At 70.1% G+C, this 18,199-nt stretch carries 13 protein-coding genes and 1 tRNA gene; 2 read left to right on the top strand and 12 right to left on the bottom strand.

Annotated elements, in window-relative coordinates; translation table 11 throughout:
- Nucleotides 1-93 precede the first annotated feature (93 nt).
- A complete protein-coding gene (locus ABS52_11735) occupies nt 94-3,171 on the top strand; it encodes a hypothetical protein (GenBank protein ID ODT02936.1) in 3,078 nt (1,025 codons plus the stop codon).
- A 74-nt stretch (nt 3,172-3,245) separates the two neighbouring features.
- On the opposite strand, the gene ABS52_11730 is transcribed toward ABS52_11735, so the two are convergent.
- The 7 genes from ABS52_11730 to ABS52_11700 all read right to left on the bottom strand — a co-directional run bounded on the left by ABS52_11730 (nt 3,246) and on the right by ABS52_11700 (nt 11,565).
- Nucleotides 3,246-4,481, bottom strand: coding sequence for a hypothetical protein (locus ABS52_11730; protein ID ODT02935.1), 1,236 nt, complete (start codon nt 4,479-4,481; stop codon nt 3,246-3,248).
- 292 nt (nt 4,482-4,773) lie between these two features.
- Nucleotides 4,774-5,139, bottom strand: coding sequence for a hypothetical protein (locus ABS52_11725; protein ID ODT02934.1), 366 nt, complete (start codon nt 5,137-5,139; stop codon nt 4,774-4,776).
- Nucleotides 5,140-5,213: 74 nt separating this feature from the next.
- Nucleotides 5,214-5,615, bottom strand: a complete 402-nt coding sequence (locus ABS52_11720; GenBank protein ID ODT02952.1) for a hypothetical protein — start codon at nt 5,613-5,615, stop codon at nt 5,214-5,216.
- Between the two features lie 122 nt (nt 5,616-5,737).
- Complete coding sequence (locus tag ABS52_11715) at nt 5,738-8,974, bottom strand: sialidase (GenBank protein ODT02951.1); 3,237 nt, start codon at nt 8,972-8,974, stop codon at nt 5,738-5,740.
- 448 nt (nt 8,975-9,422) lie between these two features.
- Entirely contained in the window at nt 9,423-9,905 is a 483-nt protein-coding gene (locus ABS52_11710) for a hypothetical protein (GenBank protein ID ODT02950.1), read from the bottom strand.
- Nucleotides 9,906-10,078: 173 nt separating this feature from the next.
- Nucleotides 10,079-10,810 carry a hypothetical protein gene (locus ABS52_11705; GenBank protein ODT02949.1) on the bottom strand — a complete coding sequence of 244 codons (732 nt, stop codon included), beginning with the start codon at nt 10,808-10,810 and terminating at the stop codon, nt 10,079-10,081.
- Between the two features lie 317 nt (nt 10,811-11,127).
- Nucleotides 11,128-11,565: a hypothetical protein gene (locus tag ABS52_11700; protein ODT02933.1), complete on the bottom strand. Its 438-nt coding sequence runs from the start codon at nt 11,563-11,565 to the stop codon at nt 11,128-11,130.
- A 1,145-nt stretch (nt 11,566-12,710) separates the two neighbouring features.
- Between ABS52_11700 and ABS52_11695 the strand changes: the two genes are divergently transcribed.
- Nucleotides 12,711-14,234, top strand: a complete 1,524-nt coding sequence (locus ABS52_11695; GenBank protein ODT02932.1) for a fumarate hydratase — start codon at nt 12,711-12,713, stop codon at nt 14,232-14,234.
- A gap of 175 nt (nt 14,235-14,409) precedes the next feature.
- Here the strand turns inward: ABS52_11695 and ABS52_11690 are convergent, their stop codons facing one another.
- The 5 genes from ABS52_11690 to ABS52_11670 all read right to left on the bottom strand — a co-directional run bounded on the left by ABS52_11690 (nt 14,410) and on the right by ABS52_11670 (nt 18,094).
- Nucleotides 14,410-15,555 (bottom strand): hypothetical protein, encoded by a 1,146-nt coding sequence (locus ABS52_11690; GenBank protein ODT02931.1) that lies wholly within the window; start codon nt 15,553-15,555, stop codon nt 14,410-14,412.
- Between the two features lie 131 nt (nt 15,556-15,686).
- Complete coding sequence (locus ABS52_11685; GenBank protein ID ODT02930.1) at nt 15,687-16,097, bottom strand: hypothetical protein; 411 nt, start codon at nt 16,095-16,097, stop codon at nt 15,687-15,689.
- Nucleotides 16,094-16,381: a hypothetical protein gene (locus ABS52_11680; protein ODT02929.1), complete on the bottom strand. Its 288-nt coding sequence runs from the start codon at nt 16,379-16,381 to the stop codon at nt 16,094-16,096. The genes ABS52_11685 and ABS52_11680 overlap by 4 nt, the downstream gene beginning before the upstream one ends.
- 138 nt (nt 16,382-16,519) lie before the next feature.
- Nucleotides 16,520-16,592 (bottom strand) — tRNA-Asn (locus tag ABS52_11675).
- A 92-nt stretch (nt 16,593-16,684) separates the two neighbouring features.
- Nucleotides 16,685-18,094: a hypothetical protein gene (locus tag ABS52_11670; protein ODT02948.1), complete on the bottom strand. Its 1,410-nt coding sequence runs from the start codon at nt 18,092-18,094 to the stop codon at nt 16,685-16,687.
- Nucleotides 18,095-18,199: the final 105 nt, after the last annotated feature.

Genomic DNA, 18,199 nt, shown 5'->3' with positions numbered 1-18,199 from the left:
CCAGCGGTGCGCCGTCGGTGTGACGGACACCCCGGTGTCACTGGCGCAGGCCCACCCTAGCGCAGGATTGCGCCGCGCCCCAAGATTCTGCCCATGTCCATGGTCGGCGACACCCCGCGCACCTTCACCTCCCAGACCGAGCTCCCGCTCGTCGGACGTCGGGCAGACCTCGGCGCGCTTCGGCTCGCGCTCGATGACGCGATCGACGGACGCGGTCGGGTGATCTTCCTCGCTGGCGACGCCGGCGTCGGCAAGACACGGCTTGTCCAAGCCGTGGTGCGCGACGCCATACGTCGCGAGGTCATGGTCGCATCGGGTGGGGCCTACGCCGTCGAGGCGGGCATCCCCTACGGGATGATCTCCGACGCGCTGGTGCCACCCCTCCGCGCCCTCCCGGCGTCGACGCTGTTGGTGCTGGCGCGCGGTGCGGAGCAGGAGCTGGGAATGGTCCTGCACGGCCTCGCCTTCGGGCGCGACGGCCCCGAGCCGGCGGTCGCCCACGATGGCGACCGGAAGGCACGCCTCCTCTGGAACTTCGCCCAGTTCCTCTCGCGACTCGCCGCGCGCCAACCGCTCCGGCTCGTCCTCGAGAACGCGCAGTGGAGCGACCCGTCGTCGATGGAACTCCTCCACTTCGTCGCCCGGCAGCTGCGGCAGGCGCCGATCCTCCTGGTCGTCACCTACGCCGACGACGAGCAGGAACTCCCCGTCGCCCTCAGGACTACCGAACGCTCCCTGGTGTCCCGCGGCGAGGCGACGGTTCGCCGGATCCCGCCGCTGACGCGCTACGACGTGGCCGAGATCCTGCGGCAGCTCTTCGCGCTTGCCGCCGAAGACGTGGCACGCCTCGCCGAGCGGCTCCATGAGCGGGCGCGCGGCAATCCCCTGTTCGTCGACCAGCTCCTGCGGCACCTCGTGGGGGCGGGGCGCCTGCGCTACGAGGGCGAACGCTGGGTGCTCGGCGAGGTCGACGACGTCGGACTCCCGGCGACCATTCGTGAGGCGCTCGAGGGACGGCTGGCGGAGGTCGACGCCGGCGCCCGGAGGGTGGCCGAAGCCGCGGCGGTCATCGGAACGCGCGCCCCGCTCCCTCTCCTGCAGGGCGTGACGACGCTCGGAGCGCAGTCGTTTGCCGACGCGATCGACGTCCTGTGCGCCAAGCGGGTGCTGCGCGAGGTCGGCGAGGGGGGGATGCCGCAGTACGAGTTCGTGCACCCGCTGATGCAGCTGACGGCGATGGCCGGGTTGACGGCGGCGCGCCGCCGCGCACTGCACCTCGCCACCGCGACCGAGATGGAGCGCACGCTCGGGGCGGCCTCCCTGGGGCACGCTCGCGAGATCGCCCGCCACCTGATGGAGGGCGACGCCCTCGGGGGTGATGCGCGAGCCCTGCGATATGTCGTCGCCGCCGGACGCGAGGCGCTCGACCGGTATGCCGACAACGAGGCGTTGCGCCTGCTCACCGACGCGGTCGCCATCGCCGAGCGATTCCCGGGCGAGGGGAGCGACGCCGCCGACTATCGCGCGATGCTCGAAGACCTCGCGCGCGCGCGCCAGAGGACGGGCGATCGGGGCGGGGCGATGGCGCTGTGGGAGCGGGCTCTCGGGCTCGCGACCGAGGCCGGCGATGCGGTGGCCCGCTCTCGCCTGTTGCGCCGAATCGGGCTGGCACTCTCTGTCGCCGGTCGTCCGGCAGACGGGCTGCGATCCCTCGACGAGTCGGAGGTCACCGCCACGGAGGCCGGTCGCATGGACCTCGCCATCCGGGTGCGTGTGGACAAGGGGATGCTCCTGCAGGCGATGGGACGTGGCGATGACGCGCGGGTGGCGCTGGAGGAGATCCTCCCGGTGGCTGAGCGAACCGGAGACCACGCGTTGCAGGCGCGCGTGCATCGCGCGCTCACGTTGCTCTACAGCTTCACCGGCCGCGCCGACAAGGCTCGGGCGCACGGCGCTGCCGCGCTCGCGCACGCCACCGCCAGCGACGAGCGGGTCCTCGCCTTCTGGGCGCACTGGGGGCTGGCGGTGCTCGAAGGGTTCGGAGGGAACGCGGAGGGCGTCGCTCGGCACCGGCGCGAGGCCGAGCAGCTGGCGGAGCAACTCCGCTCGCCGCTGCTCCAACTGCAGATCGCCGAGATCGCCATCGAGCACGCGTCGGGTGTCGGCGATTGGAACGAGGGGCTCGCCCGCGCCGAGCGGGCGATCCCCGTCGCGCGAGCCATCGCTCCCGCCACCTTGCTGCCACGGCTCCTCGTCTGGACGGGATTCATCGTGCTCGCCCGTGATGACCAGGAGCGGGGGTGGGCACTCATCGAGGAAGCGTGGCGCTTGTCGCGCGCCGAGGAGGTGGAGGCCGCGATCCGCGCGGGGGGAACGCCGCTGCAGGGCGAGGTGCACACCGCGGTCCTCGCGCACACCGGGATGGCGGGCTACTGGCTCGCGCGGTGCGAATGGCAGCGGGCGCTCGAGTACGGCCAGCGGGGGCTCGCGCTCGCCGATCGCTTCGGATACGTCGTCTGGGGGATCCATCGCCTCATGCCCGGCATCATCGAGGCGGCGCTCTGGCTGCAGGAGTTCACACTCGTCAGGCAGATGAGCGTGCGATTGCGCGAGCAGTCCCTCCTGTTGGGGCATCGCCTCGGACTCGCGTGGGCCACCACCGCCGAGGCACTGAGGTTGCGCTTCGAGGAGCACCACCCGGACACCGCGGCGGCGCTCCTGTCGGCAGCCGCCGAGCTGGAGGCGATCCCGTTTCCCTTCCACGCGGCGCGGGTGCGGCGCAATGCGGCCCAGGTCATGCTCTCCGATCGTGACGTCGACGGCGCGGTGCGTGAGCTGCGGAAGGCGCACGAGGTCTTCGCCCGCCTCGGCGCCGAGTACGAACTGCGCGGCACGCGGAGCGAGCTGCGCTCGCTGGGCGTGCGCCTCCCGCCGCGGGGGACGACCGACGGCGCCTTCTCCCTGACCGGGCGCGAACTCGACATCGCCCGCCTCGTCGCCCAACGCCTCACCAACAAGGAGATCGCGACGCGGCTCGACATCTCGGCGCGGACGGTGAGCACGCACCTCTCCAACATGTTCGGCAAGCTGGGGGTGGACTCGCGCGGAGCGCTGGTGGATGTCCTTCGCGCCCAGCCGGGCTTTGCCGACGACGACCCGCCGGTGAGATAGGCGAGCGCCGACCGGGCGCAGATGGCCCGGCCGGCGTCCGTGTCCGGCGTGCGGCTCGGCCGCGCCGCGACAGCCTAACGACCTGCGATGAACGCCGATGCCTCCGGCAGGCGCATGTTGTAGCGAGCGTTGAGCGCCCGCGCCGCTGCGCTGGCGAGGATGGCATGTCCGGCGCCGCTGGGATGGATGCCGTCGAGGCTGATCAGCGACCCGTAGGGCTGAGCCGACGTCATCAGCTGCACCGAGGAGAACGGCGGCTTGAGCCCAGGCATCCCGTACAGCGTCTCGAGCGCGAAGTGCGCCAGCTTGTGGCGATCGGCTACGGCGCGGATGTGGGCGTTCATCTGCCCGAGCGCGGCATTGACGACTCCTGCTTCCGCTGGGGTGAGGATGAAGTCCTGCACGCCGCTCCCGCCATCGGCGCACGAGAGCACGGTGGGTGACAGCCCGGCGTTGCGGCGACCGATCCCCGTTGCCACCGCCGTCGGAATGCGTACCGGAACGAACACGAGGTTCTGGTTCGCATCGCAGTCCGCTGCGACCTGGACGTGGAAGGCGCCGAGGAGCATCGCGGCGTCGGCGTAGATCTCCGCCCCTCGGCGGAAGCCCGGGAAGGTGGCGACGTCGCTGATCAGCCCGACCAGGACGACGCGCGGTGCAACCTGCTGAACCGTATCGACCAGCGCGTCGTACAGCGGCGCCCACGCGGCGAATGGGGTGATGGTCGTACCGGGAATGGCGATGCCGCTGCGCGCCGGCAGCACTTCGTTGGCGCCAAGTTCGACCGAGACGACGCGCGGCTTCTGCTGCATCGCCGCCCGCAGCTGCGTCGTTCCCGGAGGGAGGACGAGCCCATACAGCTTCGGCGTAAAGGGGTCGGCGAACGACTCTGGCGTGCTGTTGAGCGCGTTGAACGTGGTTGCCCCATTGATGGCGACGTTCTGCGTCGGCAGCGTGATGCCGCCCTGCAATGGGGCGCATGCGAGCGAGGCCGCCGGCGCCCCGGCCGGCTCGCCGGAGATCCGGAGTCCCGACGCGAGCGGCGCCGCCAGCGGGGCGCGGCATCCGGTCCCCGAGACGTACGGTTGGGTGAACGCGACCCCCGACATCCGGGTGAACTGCGCCGGCCACGAGTCGTACTGTGAGGCGGCGGTGAGGCCGTCGGACTGCCACCCCATCGAGACGCTCGTCCCGATGGCGACGTACCGCTGCAAGAGCGCATTGGACTCCTCGAGCGCCGCCTGCGGTGCGCGGTCGGGCGACAGTGGCGAGGGGGTGTCGGAGCAGGCGGTGATGAAGGCCAGCGCCATGCCGAGGGAAATGCCGCGTGCGTAAGTCATGATCCTCTCCTCTCATGCGAGGTGACGTGCGCTCCCCATGAGCGCGTGACCAAGGTCGGAGAGACGGTCCGGCCGCTACATCGGATGAGTGACGTAGCGGCCGGAGGGCCATGACGTAGAGATGGGCCGGCGAAAGTCGTGTCCACGACTCCGTGCGCCCGCGATGCCGACGTGCCGAGGGGGCCGAGGGTGCCGACGTGCCGAGGGGGCCGAGGGTGCCGAGGGTGCCGAGGGTGCCGGGCGGGCGCCCTCTCGGCCCCCGTCAGTCCGACTTGCCTCCGTCCAGGAATGCGCCGAGGACGAGGCTCGTGAGCGAGACCACGATCGACCCCAGGAGCGCGGCGCCGAAGCCGCGCACCGAGAAGCCGAGCCCGAGGGAGCGCGAGAGCCCCGACGTCACCATCAGCATTACGGCGTTGATGACGAGGAGGAAGAGTCCGAGCGTCACGAAGATGAAGGGGAGCGAGAAGAAGGAAATGATGGGCTTCACGAAGGTGTTGACGATCGCGAAGACGAGCGCCACGCCGAGGAGCGCCATCGGCGTCCCCTTGAACTCGATGCCGTTCACGAGGCGCGTGGCGACGAAGAGTGCGGCGGCGTTGATGAGGAGCCGGATCAGGATGGACATGCGCGGAGAGGGTAGGGGAGTGAAGGGGCGCCACCGACAATACGGAAAGCCGGGGCGCGAGGTGTCGCGGGGGCTCAGACCGGAGGGCGGTCGGTGTCGCTCGTCCCCTCGCGCAGTCCGGCGCGGGCCCGGCGCGCCAGGACCACGTAGTTATCCCGGATCCGGTCGAGCTCCTGCTCCTCGAGCTCCTCCAGGTCGAGGAGGGCGTTGTGCGCCCCTTCGGTGGCGCGGACCAGCTCGTCGAGCTTGATCTGCAACGCCTCGGTGTCACGGTTCTGTGTGTTCTGGATCAGGAACACCATCAAAAATGTGATGATGGTCGTCCCGGTGTTGATGACCAGCTGCCAGGTATCGCTGTAGCCGAAGAGCGGTCCGCTCACGAGCCACGCGGCGATGACCATGAGGGCGAGGAAGAACGAGAAGGGGCGCCCTGCCAGGCGGGACGTGGCCTTCGCCAGGAACGAGAACGGGGGCAGGTGTGGGGTCCGGGGCACGGGCGGTCTCTCGTGTGATGGTGGAAGGGGAAGAAACGCCAGCGGCGGCCGCCCGTGGACAACCAACGTCCGCCGGTGGCCGCCGCAAGGTGCCGCGGGCCCGATCAGTCGCTGATGGGGCCGCGCGGCTTCACGACGACGTTGGGGACGCTTCGCGCCTTCAGCAGCTCGTTGAAGGCGGCCAGCTCCTTCGTGATCAACCCGTCCAGCGCCGACAGCTGTTCCTTGAGCTGGCCGTCCAGCAACGCCTGCACCTCCACGTGCTGGTCGGTGGGCCGGTAGTCGGATCCCGACAGGCCATTGGCCAGGTAGTTGAGCTTCCCCAGCAGCTTGGAGCCGAAGCGGACGCCGTCCTGTCCACCGCCCGTCAGCCGCAAGTCCACGAGGTTCATCTCCAGGTCGGTGAACTTCTGCAGCAGCGCCTCGGCGGCGCGCTTCACGTCCCCGTCGTCCACCACGCGGGCAATCGCGTCCACCTGCACCCGCACCGCCTCGATGCGATGCACGGCATCCGCGCCGTCGTTCATGTCGCGCGCCACCGCCGCGAGCAGGCGCACCTGCTCGGCGATGTCGCCTTCCGTCCCCCCGGAGTTCGGGTCCTTGCGCACCTCGAGCGGCTGGCGCTGCTCCACCCCTCCCGCCGACAGCGTCACCGTGTAGCGCCCGGGCGGGGCGAGGATGGCGAGCTGCCCGGTCCCGGGGGCCGTGCGCCCATTGGGGCCGGGGATGATGTGCGGGGCGTATATCGGGCTGGTGCGGAGCCGGACTTCCATGGTGGGCTCGTGTCGCAGGTCCCAATAGACGCGGTTGATCCCCGCCGCGTTGCTCCCCGTCAGCGTGCGCACCACCTGGCCCTGCGCGTCGGTCACGGTGAGTTTCACCCCGCCCGCGACGGGCGCCTTGAGGTAATAGTTGATCGAGGCCCCGTATTCGGGATCCTCGCCGCGCGTGGGGTCGTCGTACGTCGTCGACGGGGCGGTGATGGGGCGGAAGCGATACGCCGCGCGCAGCGTGAACAGGTGCGCGCCCTTGGCCAGCACGTCAGGGGTCAGCTGCCGGAGCGGCGTGATGTCGTCCATGATCCAGAAGCCGCGCCCGTATGTCGAGATGACCAGGTCGTTGAAGTGCTCCTGGACCACGATCCCCGACACCGGGGCGTGCGGGAGGTCGTTCTGCAACGGCTGCCAGTTCTCCCCGTCGTCGAACGAGACGTAGATCGCGTTCTCCGTCCCCACGTAGAGCAGCCCGCGGCGTACCGGGTCCTCGGTGATGACCTTGGCGTAGCTCAGCGCGCTCCTCGGGATGCCGGTGGTGATGCTCTTCCAGCTCTTGCCGTAGTCGGTGGTCTTGTAGATGAACGGATCGCGATTGTTCACCTGGTGGAAGTCGACCGTCAGGTACGCCGTCCCCGCGTCGTAGCGCGACGGGGCGATGCTCCGCACCGACCCCCACGGCGGGAGGTTCGGGATGTTCTTCGTGACGTTCGTCCACGTCTTGCCGCCGTCCCTCGTCAGCTGCACGAGGCCGTCGTTGGTCCCGACCCAGATGAGCCCCTGCTCGCGCGGCGACTCGGCGATGCCGTACACCACGCCGGCGTACTCGACGCCGATGTTGTCGGGGGTGAGCCCCCCCGAAGGCCCCATGCGCGATCGGTCGTTCAGCGTGAGGTCGGGGGAGATCACCTCCCAGCTCTGCCCCCCGTTGGTGGTACGGTGCACGTGCTGGCTGCCGACGTAGATCGTGTTGTGATCGTGCGGCGAGATGTGGAACGGCGAGTCCCACACGAAGCGGTACTTCACCCCATCGGCCGGGCCGTTGGACTGCTGCGGCCAGACCTCGACGTTGCGGAACTGGCGGCGGTCTTCCTCGAAGCGGACGACGATCCCGCCGACCATGCCGGAGCCCGACGCGGTCGACCAGATGATCCGGGAGTCGGTGGGGTCCGGGGTCGCCCATCCGCTCTCGCCGCCCCCCACCGAGTGCCACATCCCGCGCGAGATCCCGGCGCCGCGTCCGCCCATGACGCGCGAGTTGGACGGCCCGCGATACGACGGCTCGTCCTGCTTGTTTCCCAGCACGTTGTACGGGATCTCGTTGTCCACCGTCACGTGGTACATCTGCGCGTTGAGCAGGCGCTGGCGGTACCACGTCTTGCCGCGGTTCTGGGTGATGGAGAGCCCCTGGTCGTGGGCGACGATCTGGCGGTTGGCGTTGGTGGGGTCGATCCAGATGTCGTGGTGGTCGCCGCCCGGCGCCAGTCCGCCGCCGAGCACGCGGATCGTGCTCCCGCCATCCAGCGTCTTGGCGTACGACGCGGTCAGGAAGTACGCCTCGTCCGCATCGTCCGGAGCGACGGCCATGCGCGAGTAGTAGTGCGCACGCCCCATCGCGTTGCGGTCGCGGCTGACGAGGGCCCAGTCCTCGCCGCCGTTCTCGGAGCGCCACAGCTGCCCGCTCTCGGTGGGTTGTCCGTTCCAGGGAATGCCGTCGCCGGTCTCGATCAGCGCATAGACGCGATCGGGGTTCGACGGGGCGATGGCGACGGCCACCTTGCCCACCGGTCCCTTGGGGAGCCCATGCCCCGTGAGGCGCGTCCAGGTGGCGCCGCCGTCGCGCGACATGAAGAGCCCGCTCCCCGGCCCGCCGCTGGTCCTCCCCCAGGTGTGGATCTCCAACTGCCACATGCCGGCGAACAGGATGCGCGGATTCCTGGGGTCCATGGCCAGGTCCGAGCACCCGGTGTTCTCGTCGACGAACAGCACGCGTGTCCACGTGGCCCCGCCGTCGGTGGTGCGATACACGCCGCGCTCCGGTTGCGGCCCGTAGGCGTGCCCCAGCGCGCAGACGAGGACCGTGTTCGGGTCGGTGGGGTGGATGATGGTGCGCGGGATGCGCGCCGTCTTCTCGAGCCCCATCAGCGTCCAGGTCTTTCCGGCATCGACCGACTTGTACACGCCCTCGCCGATCGAGATGTGGCTGCGGATCTTCCCCTCGCCCGTCCCGGCCCAGACGACGTTGGGGTCCGACTTCGACACGGCGAGCGAGCCGATGGATTGCACCCGTTGGTCGTCGAAGAGCGGGGTCCAGTTGGTCCCGCCGTCGGACGTCTTCCAGACGCCGCCCGATGCGGCGCCGACGTAATAGGTGAGCGGGTCGCCGGGGATCCCGGCCGCCGAGGTGAAGCGGTTCCCCTCGGGGCCGATCGTGCGCCAATGCAGCTGACGGTAGCTGTCGGTGGCGATGCGCGCGGGAGCCGCCGCGCCCTGGGCCAGGGCGAGCGAGGGGAGGGCAAGGAGGAGCCCGGCGAGGGCGCGGGCGGCGAAGCGGGGAGCGTGTGGCATCACGGCCTCGGGGGTGGCGTGCGCCGGCAGGCACGCGGGGCACGCGCCGCATGAGGTGATGCTCATGAAGGTGCGCCTCGCCCTGCCGGAAGCGGTCGGCAAGATCCTATCCCCGGGGATACGCGGCGTCAAAGCGCCGTGCTGCGACGTGGCCCCGGCGGGAGTATTGCGCCCCCCCGGTCCACCGCCGATCTTCCCCCGCGCTACCGTACCCTCAACGTCCACCCTGCAGCGAGGAGGTGATCCATTGTCTACTGACCCTAGAACGGCGCGGATCGCCAGAGGCTGGTAAGCACGTCCGCACTGGCTGTAAGGCGCACCGCGCCGCGCGGTCACGTAACACGGGGGCTCCGTCGCGTTAGGGCGCGATGGGGCCCCCGAACCGTTTCCCGGGGCGCGCCGGCGACGCGGAGGGGTGTTGGCGCGCCGGCCGTCGTGCGGAAGGGTACTAGCGGGTGCCGGCCAGCGCGCGATACTGCCCGTACATCACGCCGCGCCACCGCACGATCATCCCGAACGCCAGCAGGTAGAACAGCGCCGCCGTCTGCAATGGCGTCACCAGGTGACCAACGTAGTCGTGCAGGGCGAGCCGCAGTGCCAGCAATACGAGAAGGATCGCCATGAACGCGCGCGACCGCTTCACGTAGATCACTCCATCGCGCGGCTCCAGGCGGGTGGAGCGCACCAGCGGCCAGGAGAGCACGAGGGCGCCGAGGAGGAAGGCGCCGATGGCCCACGACCACGGAACGCGCGTCATCGGGACGGCGAACATGGCGAAGCCGGTGCTCATCGCCAGCGGCGGGATCACGATGGCGCGGGGGGTGACCGGCACGCGCGTCTCGCGTACGCGCCACGCCAGGATCGCGATCCCGCCGACGATGGGGCCGACGCGCAGGACGGGACGCAGGATCGGGAGGTACTGGGCGTACAGCTGCTGCAGGCTCACACGTCGGACGATGCTCGGACGGGCGCGGAAGTGCGCCGCGATGCCGAAATGTAGTCGCGCTCCGGCGACCGCGTGTGGAGCCTACGCCACGGCCACAAGGAACGTGAAAAGGGCGCGGCCCGCCGGCCGCGCCTCGTCGTCGTTGCCGGTGGCGACGCCTATCGCTCGCCCGTCGCCCTGGGCGGGAGCGTTCTGAGGAAGGCCCAGACCGCCTTCAGCTCCACGTCGGTCATCGCCCCCATCAGCTTCGGGTCCATCGGCGGACGGATCGCGGTCCCGTCGGGACGCCTCCCGGTGCGCAGGGCGGCGATGAAGCTCGCTTCGTCGTATGCTGTCATCCCCGTCGGCGTGAGATTCCCGGCCGCTGGCCACTCGGGCGGGGCGCCCGCGATCTTGCCGCCCGAGTAGGTGGCGCCGTGGCATCCGATGCACCCGGCCGCCATGTACTTGCCGTACGGCGCATCCGGGGCGGGGACGACTCGCCCGGGGTGCACCGCCTCGTGATCGATTCGCTCGGCGGGATACAGGACGAGTTCTCCCGCCGCGTGCAGCGCGCGCCCGAGCGGACCGACGCGCGTGGTCGGAAGCGAATCGGAGACCGACGGCAAGCTTCGCGTCCACCCGATGATCGCGGCGAGGTCTTCGTCGGCGAAGCCCGTGAACTCGTGCGCCGGCATGACGGTGAGCGGGGTGGAATCGCCGCGCACCCCGTGCCGTACCGCGCGCTCCCAGTCACGATCGGAGAGGGCGCCGCCCTTGCGCCCATTCGTGAGGTTGGTGCTCACGAGGCGCCCGATGGCCGGGTCGTCGACCATGACCCTCCCCCCCATGTTCGGGGCATGGCACTCGTTGCAGCCGCGAATCGTCGCCAGGTGACGGCCGCGCTCGATCGTCGCTGAGTCGGAGACGACGGTGACCGAGTGCTCGGGGACGTCGTACGTCCGGCGTCCGCGGCGTTCGGAGACGCCATACGCGGAGGCGGCGCCGAGGAGCACCAGCACCAGGAGCCCTGCCACGATCCGCCCACCCCACCGAAATATCGTTCGCGCTGCCATTTCGCTCACCTTCGTTGCGGTCGTCTCACCGTGGAGGCCAGCGCGCGACCTCCGCGGCGCCGTGCGAGGAGACTACGACCACACGAAGGGGATGGCTTGGGTCATTTGAACCATTGTCGGTTCGGGGCCCCGCGTCGCCACACGCCCCGCCCCTAGCGACGAGCGTCAGCTCTCCCACCGCTCGCGCCAAACCGATGCACCCGCACGGTCGGCACCCCCATGTCGTCGCGCCAGACCCCGAGCAGTGCGCCGTCGCCGACATCGACGATGTCGAGCGCCACGGGGGCCATGAGCGTGGCGCGCAACGCTCCATCCGGCGCGATCACGTGCCAGCGGACCGAATCGGCGCCCGGGATCGGATACTCGGATGCCCAGAGGTCACCGCCCGCGCCGGCGAGGAGTCGGGCGAGCGGCGGATACTCATCGGGGTACTGCAACGATTCCAGCAGGCTGCGCACGCGTGCGCCGTCCGACCGGCTGCGCTGCGCGTCGACCTGCGCGTCGATGAAGGTTTGCAGCTGTCGACTCGTCACTCGCGCGCGCGGGAGGTCCACGATCGCGGGACGGCGCGGGGTCCCGTCGGCCCGCATTCTTCGGATCTCCACGCGGCGCTCGCCAGCTTCATCTCGCCCGGTACTCACGTGGATACCCGAGGGCCCGACGGCAACGAGTGTGAGCGCGCCAAGCGGGCGCGGCATGTCCTCCCGTCCGGTGAAATAGCGTTCGCTGGCGGGGGAGCGCCCGAACGACTTGAGTCCCGAGCCGGATGTGGGGAGAGCCGTCAGTTCAACCATCGGACGTCGCGGGCCGATCGCCGCGGGCGGTGACGGCGACCGGTTGACAAATACCAACATGCCGCGGCTGTTGCAGTACGCCTCGTATGGAGGAATGCCGATCCCCGCCGCCCGCAGATCGATAGCGCGAACGTATCGACCAGACGGCGCGAATACCGAGACCCTCAAGAGGATCGGATCGTATACGAATGCCGAGTCGCCCCCGCACCGCAACAGGGCGCGGATCGATCGGAACTCCCCCGGGCCATCACCTCGCCGCCCGGCCCGTGCGACGAGTCGCCCACTGGCGTCGAAGTAGCGAAGTTCGAGGGTCTGACCGTCGGCGGCGATGATGCCGCCGTTTGCAAGGCGAAGGGCCCCAGCGACATTTCCAAATCCCGCACTCTCGCCTCGACCGATCGCGACTACCGGATCGGAAAGACGCCACCGCGATTGCGCGGGAGCGGCCCTCCACGCCAGCAGGAGCGGAATCACGACGCATGCGACGAGGCTGGCGCGGCGACAGATCGGCACCGTGGATCCTCCAGTTCGATGTGGGCGTGTGGGGGCGCTTCGGGGCCTCTGGTGTGGCGCGGGCGCGTCGACAGGGGCGACTCGCCCGCGCAGTTCACCTTCAGATGCAGGCCTGGTTGCAGAGGTTGTAATACCACTGCCCATTCGTCCAGCAGTCCACGTTCGGATTGGCGTTCGGACACCCGTCGTCCGTGCACGCGGCGTTCGCCGGCGCCCCCGTCAGCATTGGTGCTCCCGCGAGCAGGAGCCCCGCAAGCACCACCGTCATCAACCCCGCGAATGCGTTTCGCATGTTGCCTCCAACGTTGCTCGGCCATGCCGGGATTGGCAGGACGCTCTACCCTAGCGTCGACTCGAGGGGGGGGCAAGATATGTATGTCACACGGCGGTGGTTGGGCACGTGGAGCATTCCTTGTAGCTTTCGACGCATGACGACCATCAAACAAGCCGACTTCATCCAGTCGATCGCCGACGCGCTCCAGCACATCTCGTACTACCACCCGCTGGATTACATCCAGGCACTGGCCGACGCGTACGAGCGCGAACAGTCTCCCGCGGCGAAGGATGCCATCGCGCAGATCCTCACGAACTCGCGCATGTGCGCCGAGGGACATCGCCCCATCTGCCAGGACACGGGGATCGTCGTCGTCTTCCTCAAGGTGGGGATGGACGTACGCTGGGACGCGTCGATGTCGGTGCAGGAGATGGTGAACGAGGGGGTGCGCCGCGCCTACCTCGAGCCCACGAACGTCCTGCGTGCCTCGATCGTCGCCGACCCCGCCTTCACGCGCAAGAACACGCGCGACAACACCCCGGCCGTGGTGCACTACGAGCTCGTCCCCGGCGACACCGTCGAGGTCAAGCTCGCCGCCAAGGGGGGCGGGTCGGAGAACAAGACGAAGTTCGCGATGCTCAACCCCAGCGACTCCATCGTCGACTGGGTCCTCAAGACCGTCCCGCAGATGGGCGCCGGGTGGTGCCCCCCGGGGATGCTGGGGATCGGGATCGGCGGCTCGGCCGAGAAGGCGATGGTGATGGCCAAGGAGTCGCTGATGGAGCACATCGACATGGCGCAGCTCAAGGCCCGCGGGCCGCAGAACAAGATCGAGGAGCTGCGCATCGAGCTCTGCGACAAGATCAACGCGTTAGGCATCGGGGCGCAGGGGCTGGGCGGGCTGTCGACCGTGCTCGACGTGAAGATCTTCGACTACCCGACGCACGCCGCGTCGAAGCCGATCGCCATGATTCCCAACTGCGCCGCCACGCGCCACGCGCATTTCACGCTCGACGGCTCCGGCGTCGCGCAACTCCCGATCCCGAAGCTCTCCGACTGGCCGCAGGTCACCTGGAAGCCGGATGCGAACGCGAAGCGCGTGGACCTGGACACGCTGACGCCGGAAGTCGTGGCCACCTGGAAGGCCGGCGACCGCCTCCTGCTCAACGGCAAGCTCCTCACCGGTCGCGACGCGGCGCACAAGCGCATCGCCGACCTCTTCGCCAAGGGAGAGACGCTCCCCGATGGCGTCGACTTCACCAACCGCGTGATCTACTACGTCGGGCCGGTGGATCCGGTGCGCGACGAGGCGGTGGGGCCAGCCGGGCCGACGACGGCGACGCGCATGGACAAGTTCACCGAGATGATGCTCGGGCAGACGGGGCTCATCGCGATGATCGGGAAGGCCGAGCGCGGGCCTGCTGGGCTCGAGGCCATCCGCAAGCACAAGGCGGCCTATCTCATGGCGGTGGGCGGCGCGGCCTACCTCGTGTCCAAGGCCATCCGGTCGTCTCGCGTCGTCGCCTTTGCCGATTTAGGGATGGAGGCGATCTACGAGTTCGAGGTCGAGGAGATGCCGGTGACGGTCGCGGTGGATGCGGCCGGGCACAACGTGCACGAGAGCGGGCCGAAGGAGTGGGAGGAGAAGCTCCGGCGGCTCCCGGTGCTGGCCGGATAGCGTCGCGCAGGGTCACGGGGCCACCCTCGGTGGCCCCGCGGACGCATGCGGTCGCGGGGCGTCGGGCGCGGGCCCGATGTGCCTCTGTCGTGCGTCAGGCGCCCCTCAGGCGCCCCTCAGGCGCCCCTCAGGCGCCCCTCAGGCGCCCCTCAGCGGCTCGCGTCAGCGGCTCGCGTCAGCGCAGCGCCCGCGGGCGCAACTGCGCCGCCACGGGGTAGTGGTCGGAGCCGTAGCGATCTCCCAGCACCGCGTGCGTGGCCGACATCCCGCCCGGGAGCCGGAAGAACAGGTGATCCAGCGTCAGGTCGGGGAGGAACGCCGGCGTGCTGAGGGTGCGCGTCGTGGTCACGGTATCCGCGTGAGGGAACGCCTCGCGCAGGATGCGCACGGCGTCTTCCCGGTGCCCCCGGAACCAGGTGTTGAGGTCGCCGCCCACCACCACGACCGAATCGCCGGTGAAGCGCTCCACCGTGCTCCGCGCCTGCTCCGCGCGCGCCGCACCGAGGCTGCGGTGCACGCGCCCCCACGACGAGCGGAGGTCGAGGTGCAGGTTCACCAGCTGCACCGCGACGGGGTCACCCGCCGCGCTCCGCGTGCGAATGCGCGCGGCCACGGCCACGCGACGCTCGCGCTCCAGTGGGAGCTCGATGGCCTCGAGGTCATCCAGCGGGACGGATGAGAGGATCGCGTTCCCCCGGTCTTCTGCCGGATCGGCGGCTCCCCCGTTGCGCACCGAAGGGACGTAGAACAGGTGCAACCCGTTCCGCCGCGCAACCTCGTCGATGGACTGCCGGCGTCGCCCCTGCACCCCTGGTGCGACGCGCTTCCCGACCTTGCTCCCCGCGACGGGGCGCTCGGGGACGTCGCCCCCGGTGCGAACGGCTTCCTGCACCAGAAGCACGAAGTCCGGACGCGGAGCGCCGTGCACGCGCCCGCGTCGGATGTCGCGAATGAGCGAGTCGATGTCGCCGCCGCCACCCTGCATGTTCCACGAGACGATGGCGAGCTCCTCGAGGGCGACCTCGCGTGCGCCGTCGCTCTCCGGGCGATGCCCCAGCGCCGGCCCGACCGCGTCGCACCAGGAGGCGTGTGCCGTGCTCCACCGGCTGCTCCAGGTGAGCTGGCGTTCCGGGGCGGTCGTGCGGTCGGCTCGGAGCTGCCTACACGGGTGGACTTCGATCACGGGGGCGGCGTCGGGGCGGGAAGGACTCGCGGTCGTGGGCCCCTGGGCGGCCAGGAGGGCGGCGCCGAGCAGGGCGGGCATCGGTGGCAGGCGCAGGGCGCCGCGGGTTCGCGGCGCACTCGGCGGCGAGAACTGCATCGACAATTGTAGCCGGCGCAGGGCGGGGAAGTTCCCGGTGGACCCATGTGGGGCGCCTCATCGTCGAGCCCGCCGCCGTGCGCGTCCTAGGCGCCGACGGCGCGCGTCCTAGGCGCCGACGGCGCGCGGCCTCAGGGCACCGCCTCGAACCCCGCCATGGCGAAGTGCTCGTCGAGAGCGAGGGCGTACCGGAGCTTTCGCGATCGCATGACCTCGAAGCTCACGGCATCGGCCAGGCTCAGGCGCTGATCGCCGAATCGTCGCAGCCATCGGTCGACGGCCGCGCGCTCGATGGTTCGATCGACGAAGACGACCGTGTGGGTGGGATCCTGGTACAGGCTGTCGAGGAATCGGAGCCCCTCGGCGCTCCCCCGGTACCTGGTGAGCAGGATCTGCATTTCGGCGACCACCAGGTTGGTGGTAACCAGCGCCACGCGTCCCTCGATCCATTCACGATAGGCGGCGAACGCTTCCGCGTGTCGTGGCTCCTTCGGGCTCAGCGCCGCGAACCATCCCGACGTGTCGAGAAAGACCCCACTCACGCGCGCTGCTTTCGCTTGGCACGGTAGCTCTCCGCCAGGACTTCGTCGTGTGCCGCCGCCACCCCCGTACGCCATCCCGAGGCGTCGCTGTCGGCGACGAAACGAAGCATCGGACTCCCACTCCCGTGCTGCGTGGCGAAGCCGCGCAGGCCGCGACGCAGGATTTCGGCCTTGGACAGCCCCGTCTCCTCCGCGAGACGGGAGAGCAGCGCGCTGTCGTCGGCTTCCAGATACACCTGGACGGGCTCGCGGACACGCTTCGGAGCTGAATCATGCTGGCTCATGCATGTAACCTCGATGCACTCGTACATGTTGTCAAGTGCATGTGTGCATCGAGCGGGCATACGGACGTGCGCGGACCGTGGTCGCCAGAACGCGCAAAGGCCCGTGCCTTCCGGCACGGGCCTTTGCGGTTGGGACAGCTCCCGAGGAGGGACTCGAACCCCCGACATGGTGATTAACAGTCACCCGCTCTACCACCTGAGCTACTCGGGATCAGGTCGCGAAAAGTAGACACCCCACCGCACCCGGTCAACCCGCGTCGCCCCCCGCTTGGGCATTGCTGCAAATCCCATCGGGCCAATCGCTTACATCCGCCGCAACTGCGCCATGAGCGCCTGCCGGATGTCGCGCAGTTCCTGCACGCCGCGTACCCCGTCGGCATCGCGCTTCAGGAACGAGAGACCGACCTCGTTGCCCGAGAGGAGGAAGTCGGTGAGCGCCACCGTGTAGTATCGCCCGTCGTCCACGGGCGCCCCGCCCACCACAGCACTCCCCGCCGCGTCGAGCGAGGCGCCGGAGACGTGGAGGAAGCCGCCGCTTCCGGCATTCGAACGCCCCGCTTGCAGCACCCGGCGCAACAGGGCGCCGCTGAGTTGCACCCGAACGAGGTTCCCCCCGAAGGGGAGGATCCGGATCACGTCGTATTGCGTGATGGGCCCGGCCGGGACGACGTCGTCGATGCGGATCGACCCGCCATTGAAGATCGCGGCGTCGGCATCGGGGACGTCGGCGCGCATCGCGGCGAGGATGACATCGCTCAGCGAGCCGGAGCGGGTGCGCACGACGCTCTCGCGCCCGTCCAGCGGCGAGCGCAGCTCGGCCACCACGCTCTCGGGGGCGAACCCCTGGCTGCGGTAGCCGGCGTACGCCTTGTCGACCCATCGGTGCACCTCGGCGGCAACGGCGCTGTCGCTGGCCAGGGCATCGGTCACCGGGACGAGCGTGCTCTGCACGCGCGGGTGCCTCCCCGGCGCGCCGGCCTCGACGCGGACCACGGCGACGCTGCGCACGTTGGCGTCACCCTTGATGATGGGGGTGAAGTGCGCCCCGCGCTGCAGGAGGTAGTTCTCGTGTTCGTGCCCGCCGAGGATGAGGTCGATTTCGGGGATGGACTCGGCGGCGCGCTGGTCGTCGGCGATGGCGAGGTGCGTCAGCGCGACGAGCACGTCGACCGAATCGCGGATCATGGCCGCGTGCCGGCGGAGCGAGGGGATCGGCGCGTCGTAGCGCACCCATGGCTGCGGGTTGGCGGGAAGGACCACGCCGACGAAGCCGATCCGGATGGTGCGGCCGCCGGATGCAACGGTCGCGATGGCATGGGGCGACACGCCGGGGAAGGGGCGGCCGGCGCTGTCGGTCACGTTGGAGGCGACGTACCGGAAGCGCGATTCCGCCAGGCGTGCGCGGAAGGCCGCCTCGGGGATGTCGAACTCGTGGTTGCCTAACGTGGCCCAGTCGAGGCCGAGGGCATTGAGGACGGCCACCATCTGCCGCCCGGCGAGGCGTTCGCCGTCGACGCGCGCGGTCCCGAGCGCCGACGGGGAGACGAAGTCTCCGCCGAGGGTCGTGACCACCGGCCCGACCGAGTCGGCCAGTCGCCGGCGCAGGGCGGCCACGCGTGCCAGCCCCCCCGATCGTCCCCCTTCGACGGGGGTGATCTCGTACACGTCGTTGAAGTGCAGGATGGTGAAGGCTGGCGTCGTCGCCGGCGCCATGGCGGGCGCGGGGCGTCCCGCCCCATCGCCCGACGCTGCCCCCCGCGCGCATCCCGCGGCGCTCGCGGCGGCGAGGGCGGCGGCGCAGCTCAGTGCGAGCGCGCG

It is taken from the genome of Gemmatimonadetes bacterium SCN 70-22, assembly GCA_001724275.1.
Taxonomy (GTDB): domain Bacteria; phylum Gemmatimonadota; class Gemmatimonadetes; order Gemmatimonadales; family Gemmatimonadaceae; genus SCN-70-22.
This window is presented reverse-complemented; position numbering and strand designations above follow the sequence as displayed.